This window comes from Pseudomonas sp. S2_C03 (assembly GCF_054668405.1).
Window position 1 is genome coordinate 3,159,607 of record NZ_CP162766.1, and the last position, 17,242, is coordinate 3,176,848.

The window sequence follows — 17,242 nt, forward strand, 5'->3', positions numbered from 1 at the left end:
GCCCTCAGCGACCGGCCACGGGCATTGTCAGCAACTGCAAGCGCTGGGCAATGGCGGCGGGCGGTGCATCGGGACGGATCTTGCTCCAGCGTTTGTTGGCCACATCCCCCACGATCAGTTGGGTGGAGTGTTGCTCGGGTGTCGGCACGATCTGGCCGATTCGGCTCAGTACAAGGTCCATTTGCGCCTTGTCGCCGGTCAGAAAAAACCAGTGGGGCCCATCGACGCCCTGTTTCAAGGTGTAAGCCTTGAGCACCGCTGGCGTGTCCCGCAGCGGATCACTGGTAAGGGAAATGAAGGTGATGTCGTCTGCCTTGTCGCCCAGCACTTCTCGCACTTCCTTGAGCTTCTGGGTGATCAGCGGGCAGGCGTCGTTGCAACTGGTGAAAATCACGTTGAGCAGCACCACGCGGTTGTGCAGCGCATCGCTGTAGAAGCGCAGGGTATTGCCGTTCTGGTCCTGCAACGGCGTGTCGGTGAACCAGGTTTTGGCATCGCGGGTACCGGTGGCCGGTGGCGCCACCGCGACGGTCGGTGTCGCCGGCTGATGGTCTTCGTGGGCGAAGGCCATTGCGCTGAAAATCCAGAAACACACCGTCAGGCTGATCCAGTCGATGACTCTCATGGCTGTTGCTCCGTGCTGGCAATGGCGGTGTGTTTGGCATGGGCGTTGCGCTGACCGCTGATTTTTTCCACTTCGCGGGTCAGCACGGCCGGGTCGGTAAAGCCGTAGTAGCGTGTCCAGTGCCGACTGTTGCCGTCACCGACCAGGATCAACGGCTGATGGCTCTTGAAGTCACCGCTGAAACTGCCCAGCCCTTTGAGGGTTTCGTTGACCGACTGCGGCGAGCCGGTGAGCCAGCTCCAGCCCGGCCCCTTCTGGAAAGCGCGGGCGTAGTCGTTCAGGCGCTTGGCGTCGTCGCGCTGCGGGTCGATGCTGATCGACACCAGTTGCACCTCCTTGCCGACCCGGCCGCCCAACTGCTGCTGCACCTTGCCCATGATCGAGGAGACCACCGGGCATACCGTGGAGCAACTGGTGTAGATGAAGCTCATGACCACGATCTTGTTGCTGACCAGGTCCTTCTCCAGCCGCACGCTCTTGCCGTTCTGGTCCACCAGCGCCACGTCGGCGAACCTGACCTGGGTGCTTTCCGAGCTGGCGCTTTTGGCCGGCATGTCGTGCCCGGCATGCTCGCCCGTCGAGTGCGCCATGGCCTGGCCGATGCCACTGGCCAACAGACAAAGTGTCAGCAGTCCACACGGTGTAAATCGATTCATGTCGATGTCCTCTTCAATGAGCGGCGTCGGGCATTACCCGGACACTGGCAAACGTTTGATCACCAAAACCGGCGCCAAGGGACGGCGCGCGGACATGCAGGTACCAGGCGCCCTGGCGGTCCAGAGTGACCGGGGCTTCGTAGACGCCGTTGCCGACGTCCCGGGCTGAAACGAGTTGTGGTCGCGAACTCGGCGCCAGGAAGTAGCGCACCTGCACGTCGCTGATGCCGCTGCGCACGGTCTTCTGTTTGCCCTGCACAATGCGCAAGCGCACGGTGTACGGCTTGCCCAGGGATGCGGTGGATTTATCGAGCAGGAACTCCACCTTCGGCACCCCGGTATGTTGCGCGGTGCTGTTGTCGGGCTCGATCACGGTGCTGAAGCAATGGACGATGTTGGGCTGGTTGAGCAGGAACGCCACGTCGAAGCGCCCCGCCGGCGGCAGCTTGATCCTTGAGCTGTACAAGCCTGGCTCGACTTCACGCAGGCTGCGATCGATCACCAGCGCCGCCCGCGCCAATTGCCCGCGATTGGGGTAACCGGACATCGGCGCGTTCATGCCTTCGGCGTAGAAGTAGGTGGTGTTGTCCACCGGGTTGACCACGAACACCGCGTTGTCATCGCGCGACACGGCCAGGCTCGACGCCAGCGGCAGGTCACCGGCCAGGCGCGGGGGTTTGGTCCCGGCCTCAAAACCCTGGGTGATGGGCTTGCGCCCTTCGCCCAGCGTTGCCAGGTTGATCATCGTCACTTTCGACGACGCCAGGCCGCGCACGTAGGCATAGGCCTTGGTGAACACCACTTGATAGGGCTCGGCGGAAACGTCGAGGTCGTGGATCAGCGCGTCGGTGGCGGCGTCGATCACCGAGGCCTGGTTCTCCAGGGTGTTGAGGACGATGCCAAAGCGGCCATCGGCACTGAAGCCCATCGGGCCGAGGCCCTGTTTCAACGCGATCACTCGCCGCACCGACTGGGTCTGGGCGTCCACCACGGTCACCGTGCCGTCCTGGCCATCGGCGACATAGGCGGCGTCAGACAGCGGCGAATACACCACCGACAAAGGGTGTGAGCCGGTCTTGAGCTGTTTGATCAGGGTCAGGCTGGCGATCTCGATAATGCTCAGGGTGCCGTCGTCGCGGTTGGTGACGAAGGCGAAGCGGCTGTCCTTGCTGAAGGCCATTTCGTGGTGTCCGCCGCCGGTGGCCAGGTACTTGAGGGTCTTGAGGCTGCGGGTGTCGATCACCGTCACCCCTGACTGCTCGGCGGATGGGGCGTTGTTGCCGACCCACAGCAGGCGTTCATCCGGTTGCAGGGCCACGCGCACCGGGTTGCTGCCGGCTGCGATCGACTCGCGCACCTTGAACTGCTCACTGTCGATCACCGCCACTTCATTGGCCGCCGGCATCGACACGAACACCCGTTTGTTGTCCTTTGGCGTGACCCAGTCCATCGGCGGTTGCTTGATGTCGATGCGCGCCATGGTGCTGGTGATGCCACCCACCGAAACCGACGGGTCTACCACCATGACGCTAGCATCGTGATTCATCACCAGCAGGAAATAGCTGTTGAGGTCGAGCACCGGCCGCGCGCCGATGTTGGATTTGAGGAACACCCCGACCCGTGACTTGCAACTCCTGTCACGGCCCTGGGCCTGATCGGCGGCCATCGCCTCGGGATCGAGCCAGGCACCGGGAGCCACCCCCGCCAGCGGTTGCCCAGACGCCTTGTCGGTGATGCGAAACAGCACGTCGGCGAACTCCCCTTCGCGCAGCACACCGTCCTCGGCCAGCGGCCGCATTTGCAGCGAAACCGATACGCCGTCGCGCTCCAGTGTCTGGTCGCCCCAGGTGCTGGGCAAGGCAACGTCGCTGAGCAGGGTCGGCGGCGTGGTGCGCCAGACGCTCAGCCAGATCACGGCCAACCCGATGACCAGCGTGCCTGCGGTGATTGAGATGGTCTTGTTCATTGTTGTTTTCCCCTGGTAAACCCGCCAACCCCGACCCCCTGTAGGAGCGAGCTTGCTCGCGATGAGGACGGCACCTTCAACATCTCAGTGCCTGACACTCCGCCATCGCGAGCAAGCTCGCTCCTACAGGTACTGCCCCGCCCCCTGTAGGAGCGGGCTTGCCCGCGATGAGGCCGGCACCTTCAACATTCCAATGCCTGACACGCCGCCTCGCGAGCAGGCTCGCTTCTACAGGTTCCTCCTACGGTGCCGGTTCCGGCTCATTGGTCACCCGCAGCAATCCCCACAACCCGGAAATGTTCCCGAAGGCGCCGTAGTCGCGGAACAGGTAATCCCCAGGTACCGCGTTGACACCCCCGGCACTCGGCAACATGAAGCTGAAGTGCGCCGCCGGCAGGATGCTTTCGTGGGCGCCGATGTACATCGACATCGGGTTGTAGCCGAACTTCACCGAGCCCACGCCCGGAGCACCCATCGGATAGCCACCGGTATCGCTCTTCTCCGACAGGAATGGGTTGGCCGACCAGACATGCCCGTCCAGCTGGAAGGTGGTGCCGCGACTGCCGCCGGTTGGCATCAGGATGTGGGTCCTGAACGGTTGCCCCGGTTTGGCGTACAGCACCGGCGTCTGCGGATCGCCTCCCACCAGCGCATTGCTGTAGGCCATGTGCGCGTTGGTCATGTCGCCATAACCGGCACCCTGCGCGTGACCGAACGGTGCATCCGGTGCCAGGCCAAAGCGGTACCACAGCGGCTCGGTCCTGTAGTTGATGGCCATGCTGGAGTTGTCCTGCGGGTCGGTCGGCACGCCGAACCCTTCCGCCGCAATCCCTTCCACGGGCCGCCCGTTGGCCCAGCGCATGTTCAGCGCCTTCTGCCAGACCATCGCGAAGTCGCGGTAGCTGGTTTGGCCAGGCGCGGTCACCGTCGCATTGACCTTGCGTGCATCCTCGACCCAGGTGGCGCCCATCGGCACGATACTCATCGCTGCTGCCAGGCCTTTCTGGCCTTGCTTGATCACGTCCGCCGGTGTGAAGTTCAAGCCGCCGAACTCGATCGCCGTGGCATTGATGTTGTCGACGTTGCGCCCCAGTTGGGTGATCGGTTTGCCTTCACGCTCCAGGTGCCCGGCGTAGTACTGATAGGAACGGGTCGGGTACGCGCCGCTGTTGCCGACGCGCGGTGGCACGGTCTGGATCGGGTTGGCGCCAACATTGGTGCCGTCGGATTTGGTGATGTCGTACGCCAGCAACTGCGCGTGCAGACCCACGTGGCTCGATGGCCGTATCAGGTTGTTGCTGAAGGTGGTCGAGCCCGTGCCGCTGTTGCGGTCGCGCTTGACCATGCCTTGCATCACCGCCGTCTGGGTCAGGTCCGGCATCACGCTTGGCAGGCGATTCTCCAGGGTGATGTTGATGCAATCACCGGCCGCCGCGCGCAGCACCAGCGGTTCGACGGGCACACCGGGTTTGAGCTTGCCGGTGGTGATGTCGAGATCAGCCTTGCGCACGTAGAGGATCGCGGTCGGGTCATGCAGCGGCCCGCTTTGCCCGCCGATGGTGATGGTTTCACCGTCTTCGGGATCGGTCACGGTGACCTGTGGAATGCTCACCGTGCGCGAGTTGAACACCAGGGTGCCGCCCGCCGGGTTCAACGGCCCCCCCACGTGCATGCCCAAGCCTGCCGGGTCGCCAATGGTCAGGCCCAGCGGGTTGGTGAGGATGTCATTGGCCAGTGCCGCGACCACTTCATAGTTGCGCTGCGGGGTTGGCCGGGTGCCGATGCCGTTGGGGTTGGCGCCGATCCGTGGGCACACGCCGTCGAACGCCACGGTGTTGCGCATGCCGGTCGGTTTGGCGTTGTTGGGGATGGCGAACAGGTCGTTGCGTTGTGCGGTGTAGTTGCGCATCACGCCCCAGATCCCGCTCCAGTAGCCTTCGATCGAGGCGTCCATCGAGTACAGGTAGTCACCCGTGGTCGCCGCCGAGCTTGAGAGCATCGAAACCGGTGCGATAAAGCCCATTTGCTCGGAGATGCCGATCATCTGCGACGCACGCCAGCCGGAGTTGGAGCTGTTGCCGAAGCCGGAACCGCTCTGCAGCCATTTAACCCCGTGCAACGTGACGTTGTGCTCCTCCTCGTGACCACCGGCATGCACCCGCAACCGCACGTTGTCACCGGTGTAGGTGCGCAGCATCGGCGTGAACGGGTCACCCGCTTCCGCGCCGCCCTTGTTGATGTGGGGCGGGAACAAGGTGGTGCCACCGGTTGGGCCGGTGGCCGCGGTGATCAGGTTCGGTGCCAGGTTCATCGCCGGGATTGCACGGTCGGTACGGCTTTGCATGGCATACGCCAGGTCGCCGCCCAGGCCATCGGCCTGCATGCCGCGCTTGCCGTCCGGGCCGACCTTGTTCGGGTCGTACACGCGCAGGGCCAGCGGTTCGTTACGGTAGTTGACGACGAACATGCCAGGGTCATCCACCGAGATTGCCTGTGGGCACGGCCGGGTCGGGCAACCAGGCACCATGCCGCCCTGCACTTCGAGCATGCCATCGAGCAAGGTGCTGGCGTTATTGCGCACCGGTGGGTTGATGGCGTAGCGGAAGCTGTCCGCGGTGGCCGGGAAGGCTTGCGGATTGGGCACGCCGTTAGGGCCGGCGCCCACATACACACCCGCTTCATAGGCGTGCTGGAAGTCGCTGTACTCCAGGAAGAACTCGCGGAAGCTGTCGTTCTTGCCGTCGCCGTCCAGGTCACCCGTGCTGATCACCGCTTGCCACGAGGTTGGTCCGCCGTCCTGGCGCGCGCCGCTGTACAACGGTTCGCCGGTTTCGGCATGGAACCAGGTGGAGCCGGCAGGTTCAGCCAATACGGTGGCGTAAAGACCAATCTGCTGGTGAGTCGATGGGCCCAGGTGGTCGTGGGTGAAGATGGTGCCCAAGCCACGGTCAACGCCCTTGGTGTTGATCACCGGGTCGACGAACCAGCGTTGCATCGCCGTGCGCGCGCCGACCCAGTCCGCTCGGCCGTATTGGCCGAAGAATGGATGGTTTTTGGCTTTCGGGCAGGCCGGTGTGCCGTCGCGCGGATCGGTGCCTTCGCACTGGTTGAATTCGCGAATGGCGTGGATACGCTCTTGCACTGCACCTGGGGAAAGCACGCCGTCCTCGTAGTTCCAGCCGTTGGCCGAACCATCGGCAGACGTCAGGTCCCATTTGGGCAGGTGGATGTGCTGGCCGATCACGTCGGTAGGCGTGCGCACCTGATAGTCGTCCATCTCGTAGGTGGCGGGCACCAGGTTGGTCTGCTGGTACTGCACGCAGTCGAAGGTGTTCATGCGCATCACCAGCGGCTCTGGTGGACGCTGCTTGGTGATCACCGGCCAGGCGTCTTCCCACAGCGCCAGGATGCGCGCTTGGGGGAAGTGGTAGCCGACTTTGTTGTAGACCGCGTCAAACTGGATATTGGCCGCCTTGTAGATACGTGGACGGTCGGCGGTGTAGGTGGAGGAACCGGTAAATGTCATGCCGTCGACCCGCTCGCCGCTGGCGAACTCACCGGTGCCGGCGCTGCTGGTCAGGCGCTTCTGCCGGTCATCCATGCACGGCTCGTAGTACGGCGCACCGGCTATCGGCAAGGCACCGTTGGTGCGGAAGTTACGCGGCACGATCTGGTTGCCGGGCAGCAGGGCAAAGCTTGGGTGTTCCTTTTTCGCATGGAAGGCCATGGCCGCCTGTTCGACTTCGGTGCCCTCTTCCGGCAGGTACAGCGGCTTGGCGCGTTTCACTTCCTTGGAAAAATCCAGCGAAGTGGTCACCGTCAGGGCTTCACCACCGGCGGAGAAACCATCCAGGGAATGACGCCCCAGGCCACCGTCCCAACCGCCGGACTGGTTCGGGTCGAGGTTCGCCCATAGGGCTTTGCCTGTGGCTTTCAGGCTTTGAGCCGTGGCCGCGTCGAGCATGTCCAGCGGTGGGGTCGGTGGACGTTGGCCAACCGAACTTTCCATGCCGCCGATCCAGAAGGGATAGCCAGGGTTTTTCAGCGTGCCGTCAGCGTTGCGGTTGGCTTCGCTGCGGTCAACCAGGGCCAGGGAACCGATGGCCTGGGCGCCACCACCGTGGTGTTGGCCGTCGCCATCGCCTTGGTCCTCATGTTCATCATCGTCGTCATGGCCGGCGACCAGGGTTTCGCTGATTTTGGGCACCACCGCGACCTTGCCGGGCATCGGTGGCATCGCTTTGCCGGGCAGCGGTACCACGGCCGGGATCGGCGTGCCGGCGATGATCTCGCCATCGGGCAAGGCCCGCGCCCCCGCAGCCGGTTTGCCCTGGCGCAATGCGTAGGGTTCGCTGTGGTAGCCGTCGTTACCTTGTTGCGAAACTTCGAGTTGGGTGCCTTCTTCGAACACATCATGCACCCGCCACATGGCCCACATGCCTTGGGCGAAGTGCGGGTAGAAGTGGCAGTGATAGATCGCGTCGCCCGCTACCCGGTTGCGGTTGCCCGAGCCGCCGTTGGCGATTTCATAGGTGTAGCCGGCCCCTGGGCCGATGCCCTGGGCGTCGACGTAATCGGAGTTATCGTCATTGGGGTTGAACAGCCACTGGTGCCCGTGCAGGTGGAAGATGTGCTGCTCGTGGCCGTTGTGGGTGTTGCGGAATTTGACGAAGTCACCGATGTAACTGTGGTTGACGTTGGAAGGCTCCGACGGATACAGCGCCATGGTCGCCTTGACCCCGACCTGGTCGGCGCGCGGCGTCTGGCCGGGCGTGATGCCTTCCAGGCCGGCGTTGGCCGGAACGTCCACCAGCATCGCCACATCACCGACGGTGTGGGAGCTGAGGAAGAATTCTTCATAAGCGCAGGACAGGCAATCGTGCATCGGCCCCACGCCCAGACGGTTGGCGACCACTTCGGCCCCCATGCCGCCAGAGCCGTAGTTGATCATGAACGAATCGCGGGTCGGCTCCAGCACGTGGGCCATCACCGGATCCGCCCAGTAAGCGGGGAACGCCTGGGTCGCCGCCGTTTCATCCTGGAACTGCGAGGCGAAATCACGGAACGGCTCAAGGCGATTGGGCAGCGCCGGGTTACGTTTACCGACTGACTCCAGCGCGTAGGTGGCGGGCAGGAAACTGCCGTCGGCATTACTGCCCATGACAATGGCGTCGCTTTCGCTGGAGATGATTTCGTTGCCATCGACCATGTTGATGATCGGCGAGCCGGCCTTGCCTTCACGTATCCATGGCTCGCGTTGCGGGTAGCGGGCCTGATAATCGACTATCGGCTGCCCGGCTGGCGTGCGGCCAGTGCTGGCCAGGCGCATTTCTTCCTCGGTGATCGTGTTGCGGTAGCTGCGACCACCCTTGGGCACCACTGCAACCTGGCCGAACAGGCCGTTGGCGACGTTGCCGGCCGCACCTTCGCCACCGAAGGTCGCGCCACGGCTGCTGACGGCGAACACCCCTTCACGCTCGGCGTAAAGAGTGTAGGAACGGCTGGCACCTGGGGGGATCAGGGTGTTGGCGTTGCGTCCGGTGAACGACGAGATGTCGTCGACGCTGTTCACCGCTTGCAGGCCGTTGACCTGAAAACCGACGTGACGGTCGGCGACCTGCTCGTCGACCTTGAAGGGGTCAAGGTTGCCGACTGCGACGCCCCCTTCCTCCTCGCCTTCTTGTGCGCCATCCTCATGGGAACCGGGGTTGGCCTGATAAGCCAACAGGTTCTGCAGATTGACGGTCAGGCAGTCGCCTGCCGCCACGCGCAACACCAGCGGCCGCGGACGCTTGTCCGGCCGCAGCGTCACCTTGCCCGGCACCGCCGCGCCGCCCTGGGCCAACGACACTTCGTTATCGTCGACCACATCGCGGCGCAGGGCGTAGATCATGCCGTTGACGTTCTGGGCGCCGAGGCGGTTGAACATGAGCGGTTGATCCAGCGCCACGACGTTCGCCACCAGATTGCGTTCGCAGCGTGCAGCGGCTTGGGCGAGTTCGACGCCGAACAGCGGCGCAAGAAACAGCAATAGGTTTACCAGGTGATGAGCGTGGGGGATACCGGTCATGATCACGGTCCTCGCTGTGGGGTTTCACAGGGAATGGTTCTCGACAAATCCCTTTGAGCAATCCGCATGCCATAAATATTTTTGTTATTTTTCAGTCTGTTGCGATAACGACTTGATAAGTGGGGGGAAATCCCCCACCCATTTCCCCCACATTTCGGGTGGATGGCAGATTGCTCCGAGTGATCCACTGTGGGAGCGGGCTTGCCCGCGATGGCGGAGTGTCAGGCAACAAATGATGGGCAGATCCAACGCTATCGCGGGCAAGCCCGCTCCCACAGGAGACGGGGTGTGTTTGGGGATCAGGGGCTTATGCCCCAGAACTGGGGCACCCCCGGTTTACAACGGCGCATCCGCCGCCAGCCCCTGCAAACGGCGGTACTGGCGCAGCACACTGGGGACATAACGCTGGGTTTCGGCGAACGGTGGTATCACCCCTCCCCGGCTCAGCACCGCTTGCGGCCCGGCGTTGTAGGCGGCCACGGCGAGGGCGATGTCATTGTCGAACAGGGTCAGCAGGCGCTTGAGGTATTTGGTCCCGCCCTGGATGTTGGCCTGGGGATCGTAGACGTTGCTCACGCCCATCTCCCGCGCGGTGTCGGGCATCAACTGCATCAAGCCTCCCGCCCCCTTCGCCGACCGTGCGCTGGGGTCGTAGGCGGACTCAGCCTGGATCACCGCATGAACCAGCGCCGCCGGCAAATGATTGGCCGTGGCCGCCGCCGACACCCACTCGGCATAGGGCTGCCGGGCAATCATCTGCGGTTGCTGATCGAGGCTGACCAGCGAGGACGATGGCTCGCGAATCACCCGTTCGTAGGTCCGACCCGGGCGGTGGACGTTGGACAGAACGTAGCTGCCCTTGGCGTCCACGGAAACGAAGACATCGGCCTGGGCGGCACCTGCCAGCAGCACACAGCCGAGCAATCCCGCGGTGAGTGTTTTCATTATTCTTCTCCCCTGACCGACCCCGAAAAATGGGGGTAATGCCCCAATAGCCGGTGGTAAAGCAGGCATACGCAAGCACTGTGCCGATTGCGTGGAGGCCCGTGAATCAAGGGTTGCGCGAGGATGTCCGGGGGTGAGCATGGCAATTGCATGAGGGGCTGTGGCGACCCTTCTGCCGACTCTGTGAGGTCATCATGAAACAGCCACTGTGTTTCGCCCCGCGTTCAACGCGAACTCAACGCGGGTTCACCCTGCTCGAATTGTTGGTGGTGCTGGTGGTGCTCGGGTTGTTGGCCGGCATCGTCGCACCCAAATATTTCGCCCAGCTCGGCCGCTCCGAAGTGAAAGTGGCCAAGGCGCAGATCGAAGGTTTGGGCAAAGCCCTGGACCTTTACCGCCTGGAGGTTGGCCACTACCCGTCGACCGAACAGGGTTTGCAGGCGCTGGTGACTGCGCCCAGCGACGAAACCCGCTGGACCGGCCCGTACTTGCAGAAAAAACTGCCCATGGACCCGTGGGGCCGCAGCTACACCTACCGTTACCCCGGTGAAAACGCCGAATACGACCTGCTGTCCATGGGCAAGGACGGGCAGCCCGGTGGTGACGGCGAAAACGCCGAAATCACCAGTTGGCAGTGACCGGAGGTGCGCATGCGTTTCCATCTCAAGGCGGTGGGCAAGGCTGGCGTGGTGTCGATGAGCATCGAGGCCCAGGGTGACAGCGAAGCGCGACGCATGGTCGAAGACCAGGGCCTGCGGGTAGTCAGCCTGCACGCCGAGCGCCACTGGCGGGCGTTGCGCCTGCAAAAGCGCGAAGCGTTCAATCTGGTGCTGTTCAGCCAGGAACTGACCACCCTGCTCAATGCCGGCCTGCCGTTGATCGATGCATTGGAGAGCCTCGCGGAAAAGGAAAGTGCGCCGCAGGCCCGCAAGACCCTGAGTGAACTGGTACGCCTGCTGTATGAAGGCAAATCGTTCTCCCAGGCCTTGGGGCAGTTGTCGGCGGTGTTCCCGCCGCTGTACGTGGCGCTGGTGCAATCGAGCGAAAAGACCGGCGCCGTCGGCGAGGCTCTGGGGCGTTATGTCAGCTATCGCCAACGCATGGACGAGGTGCGGCAGAAGATCGTCAGCGCGTCGATCTACCCGCTGTTGTTGCTGGTGGTGGGCGGTGGCGTGGTGCTGTTCCTGATGGGCTATGTGGTGCCGCGCTTCAGCCTGGTATTCGAGGGCCTGGGCTCGGACCTGCCGTGGCTGTCGCAGATCCTGATGAGCAGTGGCATGTTCCTCCATGCGCATCAAATGGAGTTCTTCGGTGGCCTTGCGGCGATCATTGGCACCCTCACCTTCCTGCAACGACAACCGACCTTTCGTCGGGGCGTGGACCGTTTGATCGAAAAACTGCCGGCAGTCCATCAGCGCATCGTCATGTACGAACTGGCGCGTTTTTATCGCTCGCTGGGGATTTTGCTGCAGGGCGGCATCCCGCTCGTCACGGCCATGGGCATGGTTCGCAACCTGCTCACTGTCGCCTCCCGCACGCGCCTGGATCAGGCCTGCGAACGGGTGCGTGAGGGCCAGTCGCTTTCAGCCGCGCTGGAGCTCAACCAACTGGTCACGCCGGTCTCGCTGCGCCTGCTGCGGGCCGGCGAGCAGTCCGGGAACCTGGGGCAGATGATGGAGCGCAGCGCCGATTTCTACGACGAGGAAATCAGCCGATGGATCGAGTGGTTCGTGCGGTTGTTCGAGCCTCTGCTGATGACGTTCATCGGACTGTTGATCGGAGTCATCGTGATCCTGATGTACATGCCGATCTTCGAATTGGCCTCAAGCATTCACTGACCCTGCGAATAAATACGCAGGGTGAGGTGTTCACCCATTGAATCAAGCAGCACAGACGTTCAAACCCGAAACAGAAAACGGAGAACGACATGCATATCAACAGACTCTTGTTGGCAGTAGCGATTGGCGCGGTCTTGTCGGCGTCTACCGTGTTGATCCCGGACAGCCTGTCCAGCGTATCCAGCGCACAGGCCAAGGATGGCGGAAGTGGTGGCGGCGGTGGCGGCGGCCATGGAGGTGGCGGAGGATCCGGTGGTGGTGGCGGAGGTGGATCTGGCGGCGGTGGCGGTGGAAATGGAGGCGGTGGCGGCAGTGGCGGCAGTGGCGGCGGCGGTGGCAGTCACGGCGGTGATCATGGCAGCGGCAACAGCGGCAGCAGCCATGGTGGCGACCACAGTGGCAATAGCGGCAGAGGCAACGATTCGGGGCATTCCGGCAACACGGCCTCATCGGGTCGCAGTGGCACCCACTCCGAGCCCGGTGATGATCATGGCGTTCATCGCTCAGGGGAAATCGGCGATGACCACGGTGTACATCGCTCCGGCGAGATCGGCGACGACCACGGCGTACACGTCGGTGGCGAGCCGGGTGATGACAAACGGTCCTGACCGAGAGTGATCCAACAACACCCATAGACCTTGTGAGTTACACAACCTGTGGGAGCGGGCTTGCTCGCGATGGGGCCGTGCCAGTCGATAGAGAAGTCGCCTGACACACCGCAATCGCGGGCAAGCCCGCTCCCACAGAGGCCGAGTGAACCCTACAGGCCTCCCTCCACCCCATCCAACCGCTCCCGCAAAAACTCGATCAGCGCCTGCACCGGGCGCGAACTCTGGCGATGCTGCGGGTAAACTGCCGACAACACGAGCGGCTCGGGCTGATAGTCCTCCAGCACCGGCACCAACCGTTCATCCTTCAACGCCGCCCCGACGATAAACGTCGGCAAATAAGTAATCCCCATCCCGGCCAAGGCGGCGTCTCTGAGCAATTCACCGTTGTTGACGCGCATGCGCCCGGCGACATTGACCGTCAGCGGTTTACCCGGTCCGGCAAAGCGCCATTGCACCTGGCGGCCGTGGCCGTAGGGCAGGCAGTCGTGGTTGTGCAAGTCCTCGGGCTTGAGTGGCGTACCGCGCTCGGCCAGGTAGGCGGGGCTTGCACAGTACACCCGCTGGATGACGGCAATGCGCCGGGCAATCAGCGTCGAGTCTTCGAGCACGCCGATACGCAACGCCAGGTCATACCCCTCGCCCAGCAGATCCACCGGCCGGTCACTCAAGTCCACGTCAACCGTGACATCGCGATAGCGCTGCAAAAACAGCGGCAGCAGGCAACCCAAATGCGCCACGGCAAACGACAGCGGCGCACTCAAGCGGATGCTGCCGCGCGGCTCGGTCGTCTGGCCCGCAATGCCCTGCTCCACCTGCTCGACCTCACCGAGCAAGCGCATGGCCGACTCGTAATAACTGTGGCCCAAAGGCGTCACGTCCAGTCGCCGCGTCGAGCGGTTGAGCAGGCGCACGCCCAGGCGCTCTTCGAGCTGCATCAGGCGTCGGCTGACGAACTGTTTGGACAGGCCCAATTGATCGGCCGCCGCCGTGAAGCTTCCGGAGTCCATGACCTGGCAAAAAATACGCATGTCTTCGAACGGGTTCATTGTCACTCTCTGGTTGACAGTTAAACGCTTTATAGCCGCTTTTTCCTTGTGCGGCGACTTATTAATCTGTGTCCACGGTGTTGCTGAGGCCTGAACCGCAGAGCCAGCAGCCCTGACCCTCAGGTAACGAACTTCTAATTAATCAAAAAGGAATTGCCCCATGAACATCATCAAAAAAACCCTGACCGCTTCCCTCCTCTCCCTCGCTGTCGGCAATGCGTTCGCCGCAGGCAGCCCAGGTGTCGAACACAACACCCAGGCCTTCCTCGAAGCCCTCGCTGCCGGTGGTGGCAAGCCGCTCGAGCAACTGAGCCCGAAAGACGCCCGTGCGGTGCTGACCGGTGCGCAGAACTCGGTGAAAGTGGACCTGTCGGGTGTTGAAGTCAGCGACCGTGCGATCAAGGTCGACGGCCAGACCATCGACCTGAAAATCGTGCGCCCGGCCAAGGTCAAGGGCGAGTTGCCGGTGTTCATGTTCTTCCACGGTGGCGGCTGGGTGCTGGGCGACTACCCGACTCACCAGCGCCTGATCCATGACCTGGTGGTCGGCTCCGGTGCCGTCGCGGTGTACGTCAACTACACGCCATCGCCAGAAGCCCAATACCCGACCGCGATCAATCAGGCGTATGCGGCGACCCGCTGGGTGGCCGAACACGGCAAGGAGATCGGTGTCGACGGTAAACGCCTGGCAGTGGCCGGCAACAGCGTCGGCGGCAACATGGCGGCAGTCGTGGCCTTGATGGCCAAGGAACAGAAAGCCCCGGCCCTGCGCTTCCAGTTACTGATGTGGCCCGTGACCGATGCACAGTTCGAAACCGGTTCGTACCAGCAATTTGCCGAAGGCCACTTCCTGACCAAAGGCATGATGAAATGGTTCTGGGACAACTACACCACCAACAAGGCCGAGCGTGCGCAGATCCATGCCTCGCCGTTGCAGGCCAGCGCCGAACAGCTCAAGGGCTTGCCCGCCGCGCTGGTGCAGACCGCTGAGTTCGACGTGTTGCGTGACGAAGGCGAAGCCTACGCCCGCCATCTGGATGCGGCCGGTGTGCCGGTCACCGCAGTGCGCTACAACGGCATGATCCACGACTTCGGCCTGCTCAATCCGCTGAGCCAGATTCCGGAAGTGAAAGCGGCGGTGCGCCAGGCGGCGTTGGAGCTCAAAGAACACCTGAAGTAAATCCGCCAATCACCCTCTGTAGGAGCGAGCAAGCTCGCGATGGACGTGAACGATGACGCGGGCTGTCTGAATGCCCGCGGTGTCTGGGCGTCCATCGCGAGCATTCGAGCGTCGACCGGCTGCTCCTACAGGGTTCCGGTTCCTGTCCCTGCCTTGCGGAGCGTCCCCATGTCCTTCCTCACCAACCACCTGCTGACCCTCAGCGCCCTGCTCCTGCTCATCGACACCGTGCTCTGGCACCTCGCGCCTTTCAAGCATCGCGTGACGCGGGTGGCGGTGCGCCTGGTGCTGTTCATGTTGTTCAGCGCGATCAGCATCAATGCCGGCGTCAATCCTTTGCAGGCGCCGTTGTTCGCTGATGATCGTGTGGCGCAACTGGGCGCTACCGCATTGGGAATTCTCTGGTGGTTGTACGCCGCACGGGTATTGACCGAAGTCATCGGCCTGGTGCTGATGCGCCGCATCGGGCATAGCGGGCGCTTGCTGCAGGACGTGATCGGGGCGCTGGTGTTTCTCGCCGCGATCGTCGCCGCTGCCGGTTATGTGCTGGAGCTGCCGGTCAAGGGTTTGCTGGCGACTTCCGGGATCGTGGCAATCGTCGTCGGTCTTGCGCTGCAAAGCACCTTGAGCGACGTGTTTTCCGGCATCGTGCTCAACACCACCAAGCCCTATCAGGTCGATGACTGGATCGTCATCGACGGTGTGGAGGGCAAGGTGGTCGACATCGACTGGCGCGCCACGCACCTGCTGACCGGCGCCGGCACGACCGCCGTCGTTCCGAACTCGGTGGCGGCCAAGGCGAAGATCGTCAACCTGAGCCGGCCCAACAACATGTTCGGCGTGTCGATCAGCATCCAGGTACCCAACAACATTCGTCCACGCAGGGTTCTGGATGCCCTGGAGCGCACGCTGCGCGGCAGCAGCCGTTTGCTGGCCAATCCGACACCAAAAGCCGTGCTCAAGGAAGCTGGCGAAACCATGTCCGAATACGTGATCAGCGGTTTTATCGCCGAGCTGGGCAACAAAAGCGAAGTGCGCAATCAACTGTTCGACCTGGCGCACCGGCACCTTGAGGCCGCCGGTATTTCCCGCAGGCTCGATGGCGTGATCGAACCGGCGACTCGCGCACGGGCGCTGCTGGATGAAGTGAAAATCTTCCGTTCGCTGAGCGACGACGAACGCGACCAGATGGCCCAGTCCATGGTGGCGCAACAATACGCGGCTGGCCAGGTGGTCTTGGGACTGGACGAAATACCGAACAGCCTGATGGTGATCGCCACCGGTGTGGTCAGTGCAACCGTGCCGGACGGCAACGCAGACACCGAAGCCGGGCGCATGGGCCCCAGTGAAGTGATGGGTGAACAAAGCATCCTCGGCGACACCCCTTCCCAGGCTACCTTCACCACCCTGACCTCGTGCGTCATCTACCGCATCGACAAGGCGCTGGTGCGCAGTGCAATGGAGCAACGCGTGGAAGTGGGCCGGGCATTGAACAAGTTGCAGGCGGTGCGCACGCAGAACAGCCGATTGGCACTGATGACCAAGCCGGTGCCGATCAAAAAGGGGGGTTTTTGAGTTGGATGCAGAAGCGTTGAATGCATGAAGATCAAAATGTGGGAGCGGGCTTGCTCCCACAAAGTTATTGCGGGGTTATTTCGCGGCCAGTGCGGAGTAGCTGTTCATCAGGTTGCGGTAGTTAGGGATGCGCTGCGACAGCAGGTTGGCCAGGCCTTCCATGTCGTTGCGCCAGTCGCCCTGCAACTCGCAAGCGACCGAGAACCAGTTCATCAGGTGTGCACCGGCCGCTGTCATGCGCGCCCAGGCCGCTTGCTGCACGGTTTCGTTGAAGGTGCCGGAAGCGTCGGTTACCACGAACACTTCGAAGCCTTCAGCCAGCGCCGACAGGGTTGGGAACGCTACGCACACGTCGGTGACCACACCGGCGATGATCAGTTGCTTGCGGCCAGTGGCCTTGATCGCCTTGACGAAGTCTTCGTTGTCCCAGGCGTTGATCTGGCCAGGACGGGCGATGTACGGCGCGTCCGGGAACAGCTCCTTGAGTTCAGGCACCATCGGGCCGTTCGGACCGTTTTCGAAGCTGGTGGTGAGGATGGTCGGCAGTTTGAAGAACTTGGCCAGGTCACCCAGGGCCAGGACGTTGTTCTTGAACTCGTTTGGCGAGAAATCCTGCACCAGCGAGATCAGGCCGGTCTGGTGATCGACCAGCAGGACAACCGCATCGTCTTTGTTCAGGCGTGTGTACGGAACGTTGCTCATGTGAAGCTCCTCGATGGATGGGTGTTAC

At 62.9% G+C, this 17,242-nt stretch carries 11 protein-coding genes and 1 pseudogene; 5 read left to right on the top strand and 7 right to left on the bottom strand.

Going from position 1 to position 17,242, the window contains the following annotated elements:
* Positions 1-4 precede the first annotated feature (4 nt).
* From AB4N64_RS14425 to AB4N64_RS14445, 5 genes are all read right to left on the bottom strand, one after another.
* Entirely contained in the window at positions 5-625 is a 621-nt protein-coding gene (locus tag AB4N64_RS14425) for an SCO family protein (RefSeq protein WP_460126541.1), read from the bottom strand.
* Positions 622-1,281, bottom strand: coding sequence for an SCO family protein (locus AB4N64_RS14430; protein ID WP_460126542.1), 660 nt, complete (start codon positions 1,279-1,281; stop codon positions 622-624). Before AB4N64_RS14430 ends, AB4N64_RS14425 begins: the two co-directional genes overlap by 4 nt.
* A gap of 13 nt (positions 1,282-1,294) precedes the next feature.
* A complete protein-coding gene (locus AB4N64_RS14435; RefSeq protein WP_460126544.1) occupies positions 1,295-3,247 on the bottom strand; it encodes a YncE family protein in 1,953 nt (650 codons plus the stop codon).
* A gap of 241 nt (positions 3,248-3,488) precedes the next feature.
* Entirely contained in the window at positions 3,489-9,317 is a 5,829-nt protein-coding gene (gene mnxG / locus AB4N64_RS14440) for a manganese-oxidizing multicopper oxidase MnxG (protein ID WP_460126545.1), read from the bottom strand.
* Positions 9,318-9,653: 336 nt separating this feature from the next.
* The gene (locus AB4N64_RS14445; RefSeq protein ID WP_460116449.1) at positions 9,654-10,262 is read right to left on the bottom strand and encodes a lytic transglycosylase domain-containing protein; all 609 of its coding nucleotides are present in this window, start codon (positions 10,260-10,262) and stop codon (positions 9,654-9,656) included.
* A 194-nt stretch (positions 10,263-10,456) separates the two neighbouring features.
* On the opposite strand from AB4N64_RS14445, the gene gspG reads away from it, so the two are divergent.
* From gspG to AB4N64_RS14460, 3 genes are all read left to right on the top strand, one after another.
* Positions 10,457-10,900, top strand: coding sequence for a type II secretion system major pseudopilin GspG (gene gspG / locus AB4N64_RS14450; RefSeq protein ID WP_460116451.1), 444 nt, complete (start codon positions 10,457-10,459; stop codon positions 10,898-10,900).
* Between the two features lie 12 nt (positions 10,901-10,912).
* On the top strand, positions 10,913-12,100 hold the full coding sequence (locus AB4N64_RS14455; protein WP_460116453.1) for a type II secretion system F family protein: 1,188 nt from the start codon (positions 10,913-10,915) through the stop codon (positions 12,098-12,100).
* 89 nt (positions 12,101-12,189) lie between these two features.
* Entirely contained in the window at positions 12,190-12,708 is a 519-nt protein-coding gene (locus AB4N64_RS14460) for a hypothetical protein (RefSeq protein ID WP_460116455.1), read from the top strand.
* Positions 12,709-12,860: 152 nt separating this feature from the next.
* Here AB4N64_RS14460 and AB4N64_RS14465 read toward each other — a convergent pair whose 3' ends face one another.
* Positions 12,861-13,757, bottom strand: a complete 897-nt coding sequence (locus tag AB4N64_RS14465) for a LysR family transcriptional regulator (RefSeq protein WP_460116456.1) — start codon at positions 13,755-13,757, stop codon at positions 12,861-12,863.
* A 160-nt stretch (positions 13,758-13,917) separates the two neighbouring features.
* Between AB4N64_RS14465 and AB4N64_RS14470 the strand changes: the two genes are divergently transcribed.
* Positions 13,918-14,937: an alpha/beta hydrolase gene (locus AB4N64_RS14470; RefSeq protein WP_460116458.1), complete on the top strand. Its 1,020-nt coding sequence runs from the start codon at positions 13,918-13,920 to the stop codon at positions 14,935-14,937.
* A gap of 168 nt (positions 14,938-15,105) precedes the next feature.
* Positions 15,106-16,532 (top strand): annotated as a pseudogene (locus AB4N64_RS14475) (mechanosensitive ion channel domain-containing protein).
* 55 nt (positions 16,533-16,587) lie between these two features.
* Here the strand turns inward: AB4N64_RS14475 and ycaC are convergent.
* Positions 16,588-17,214, bottom strand: a complete 627-nt coding sequence (gene ycaC / locus AB4N64_RS14480) for an isochorismate family cysteine hydrolase YcaC (protein ID WP_460116460.1) — start codon at positions 17,212-17,214, stop codon at positions 16,588-16,590.
* Positions 17,215-17,242 lie beyond the last annotated feature (28 nt).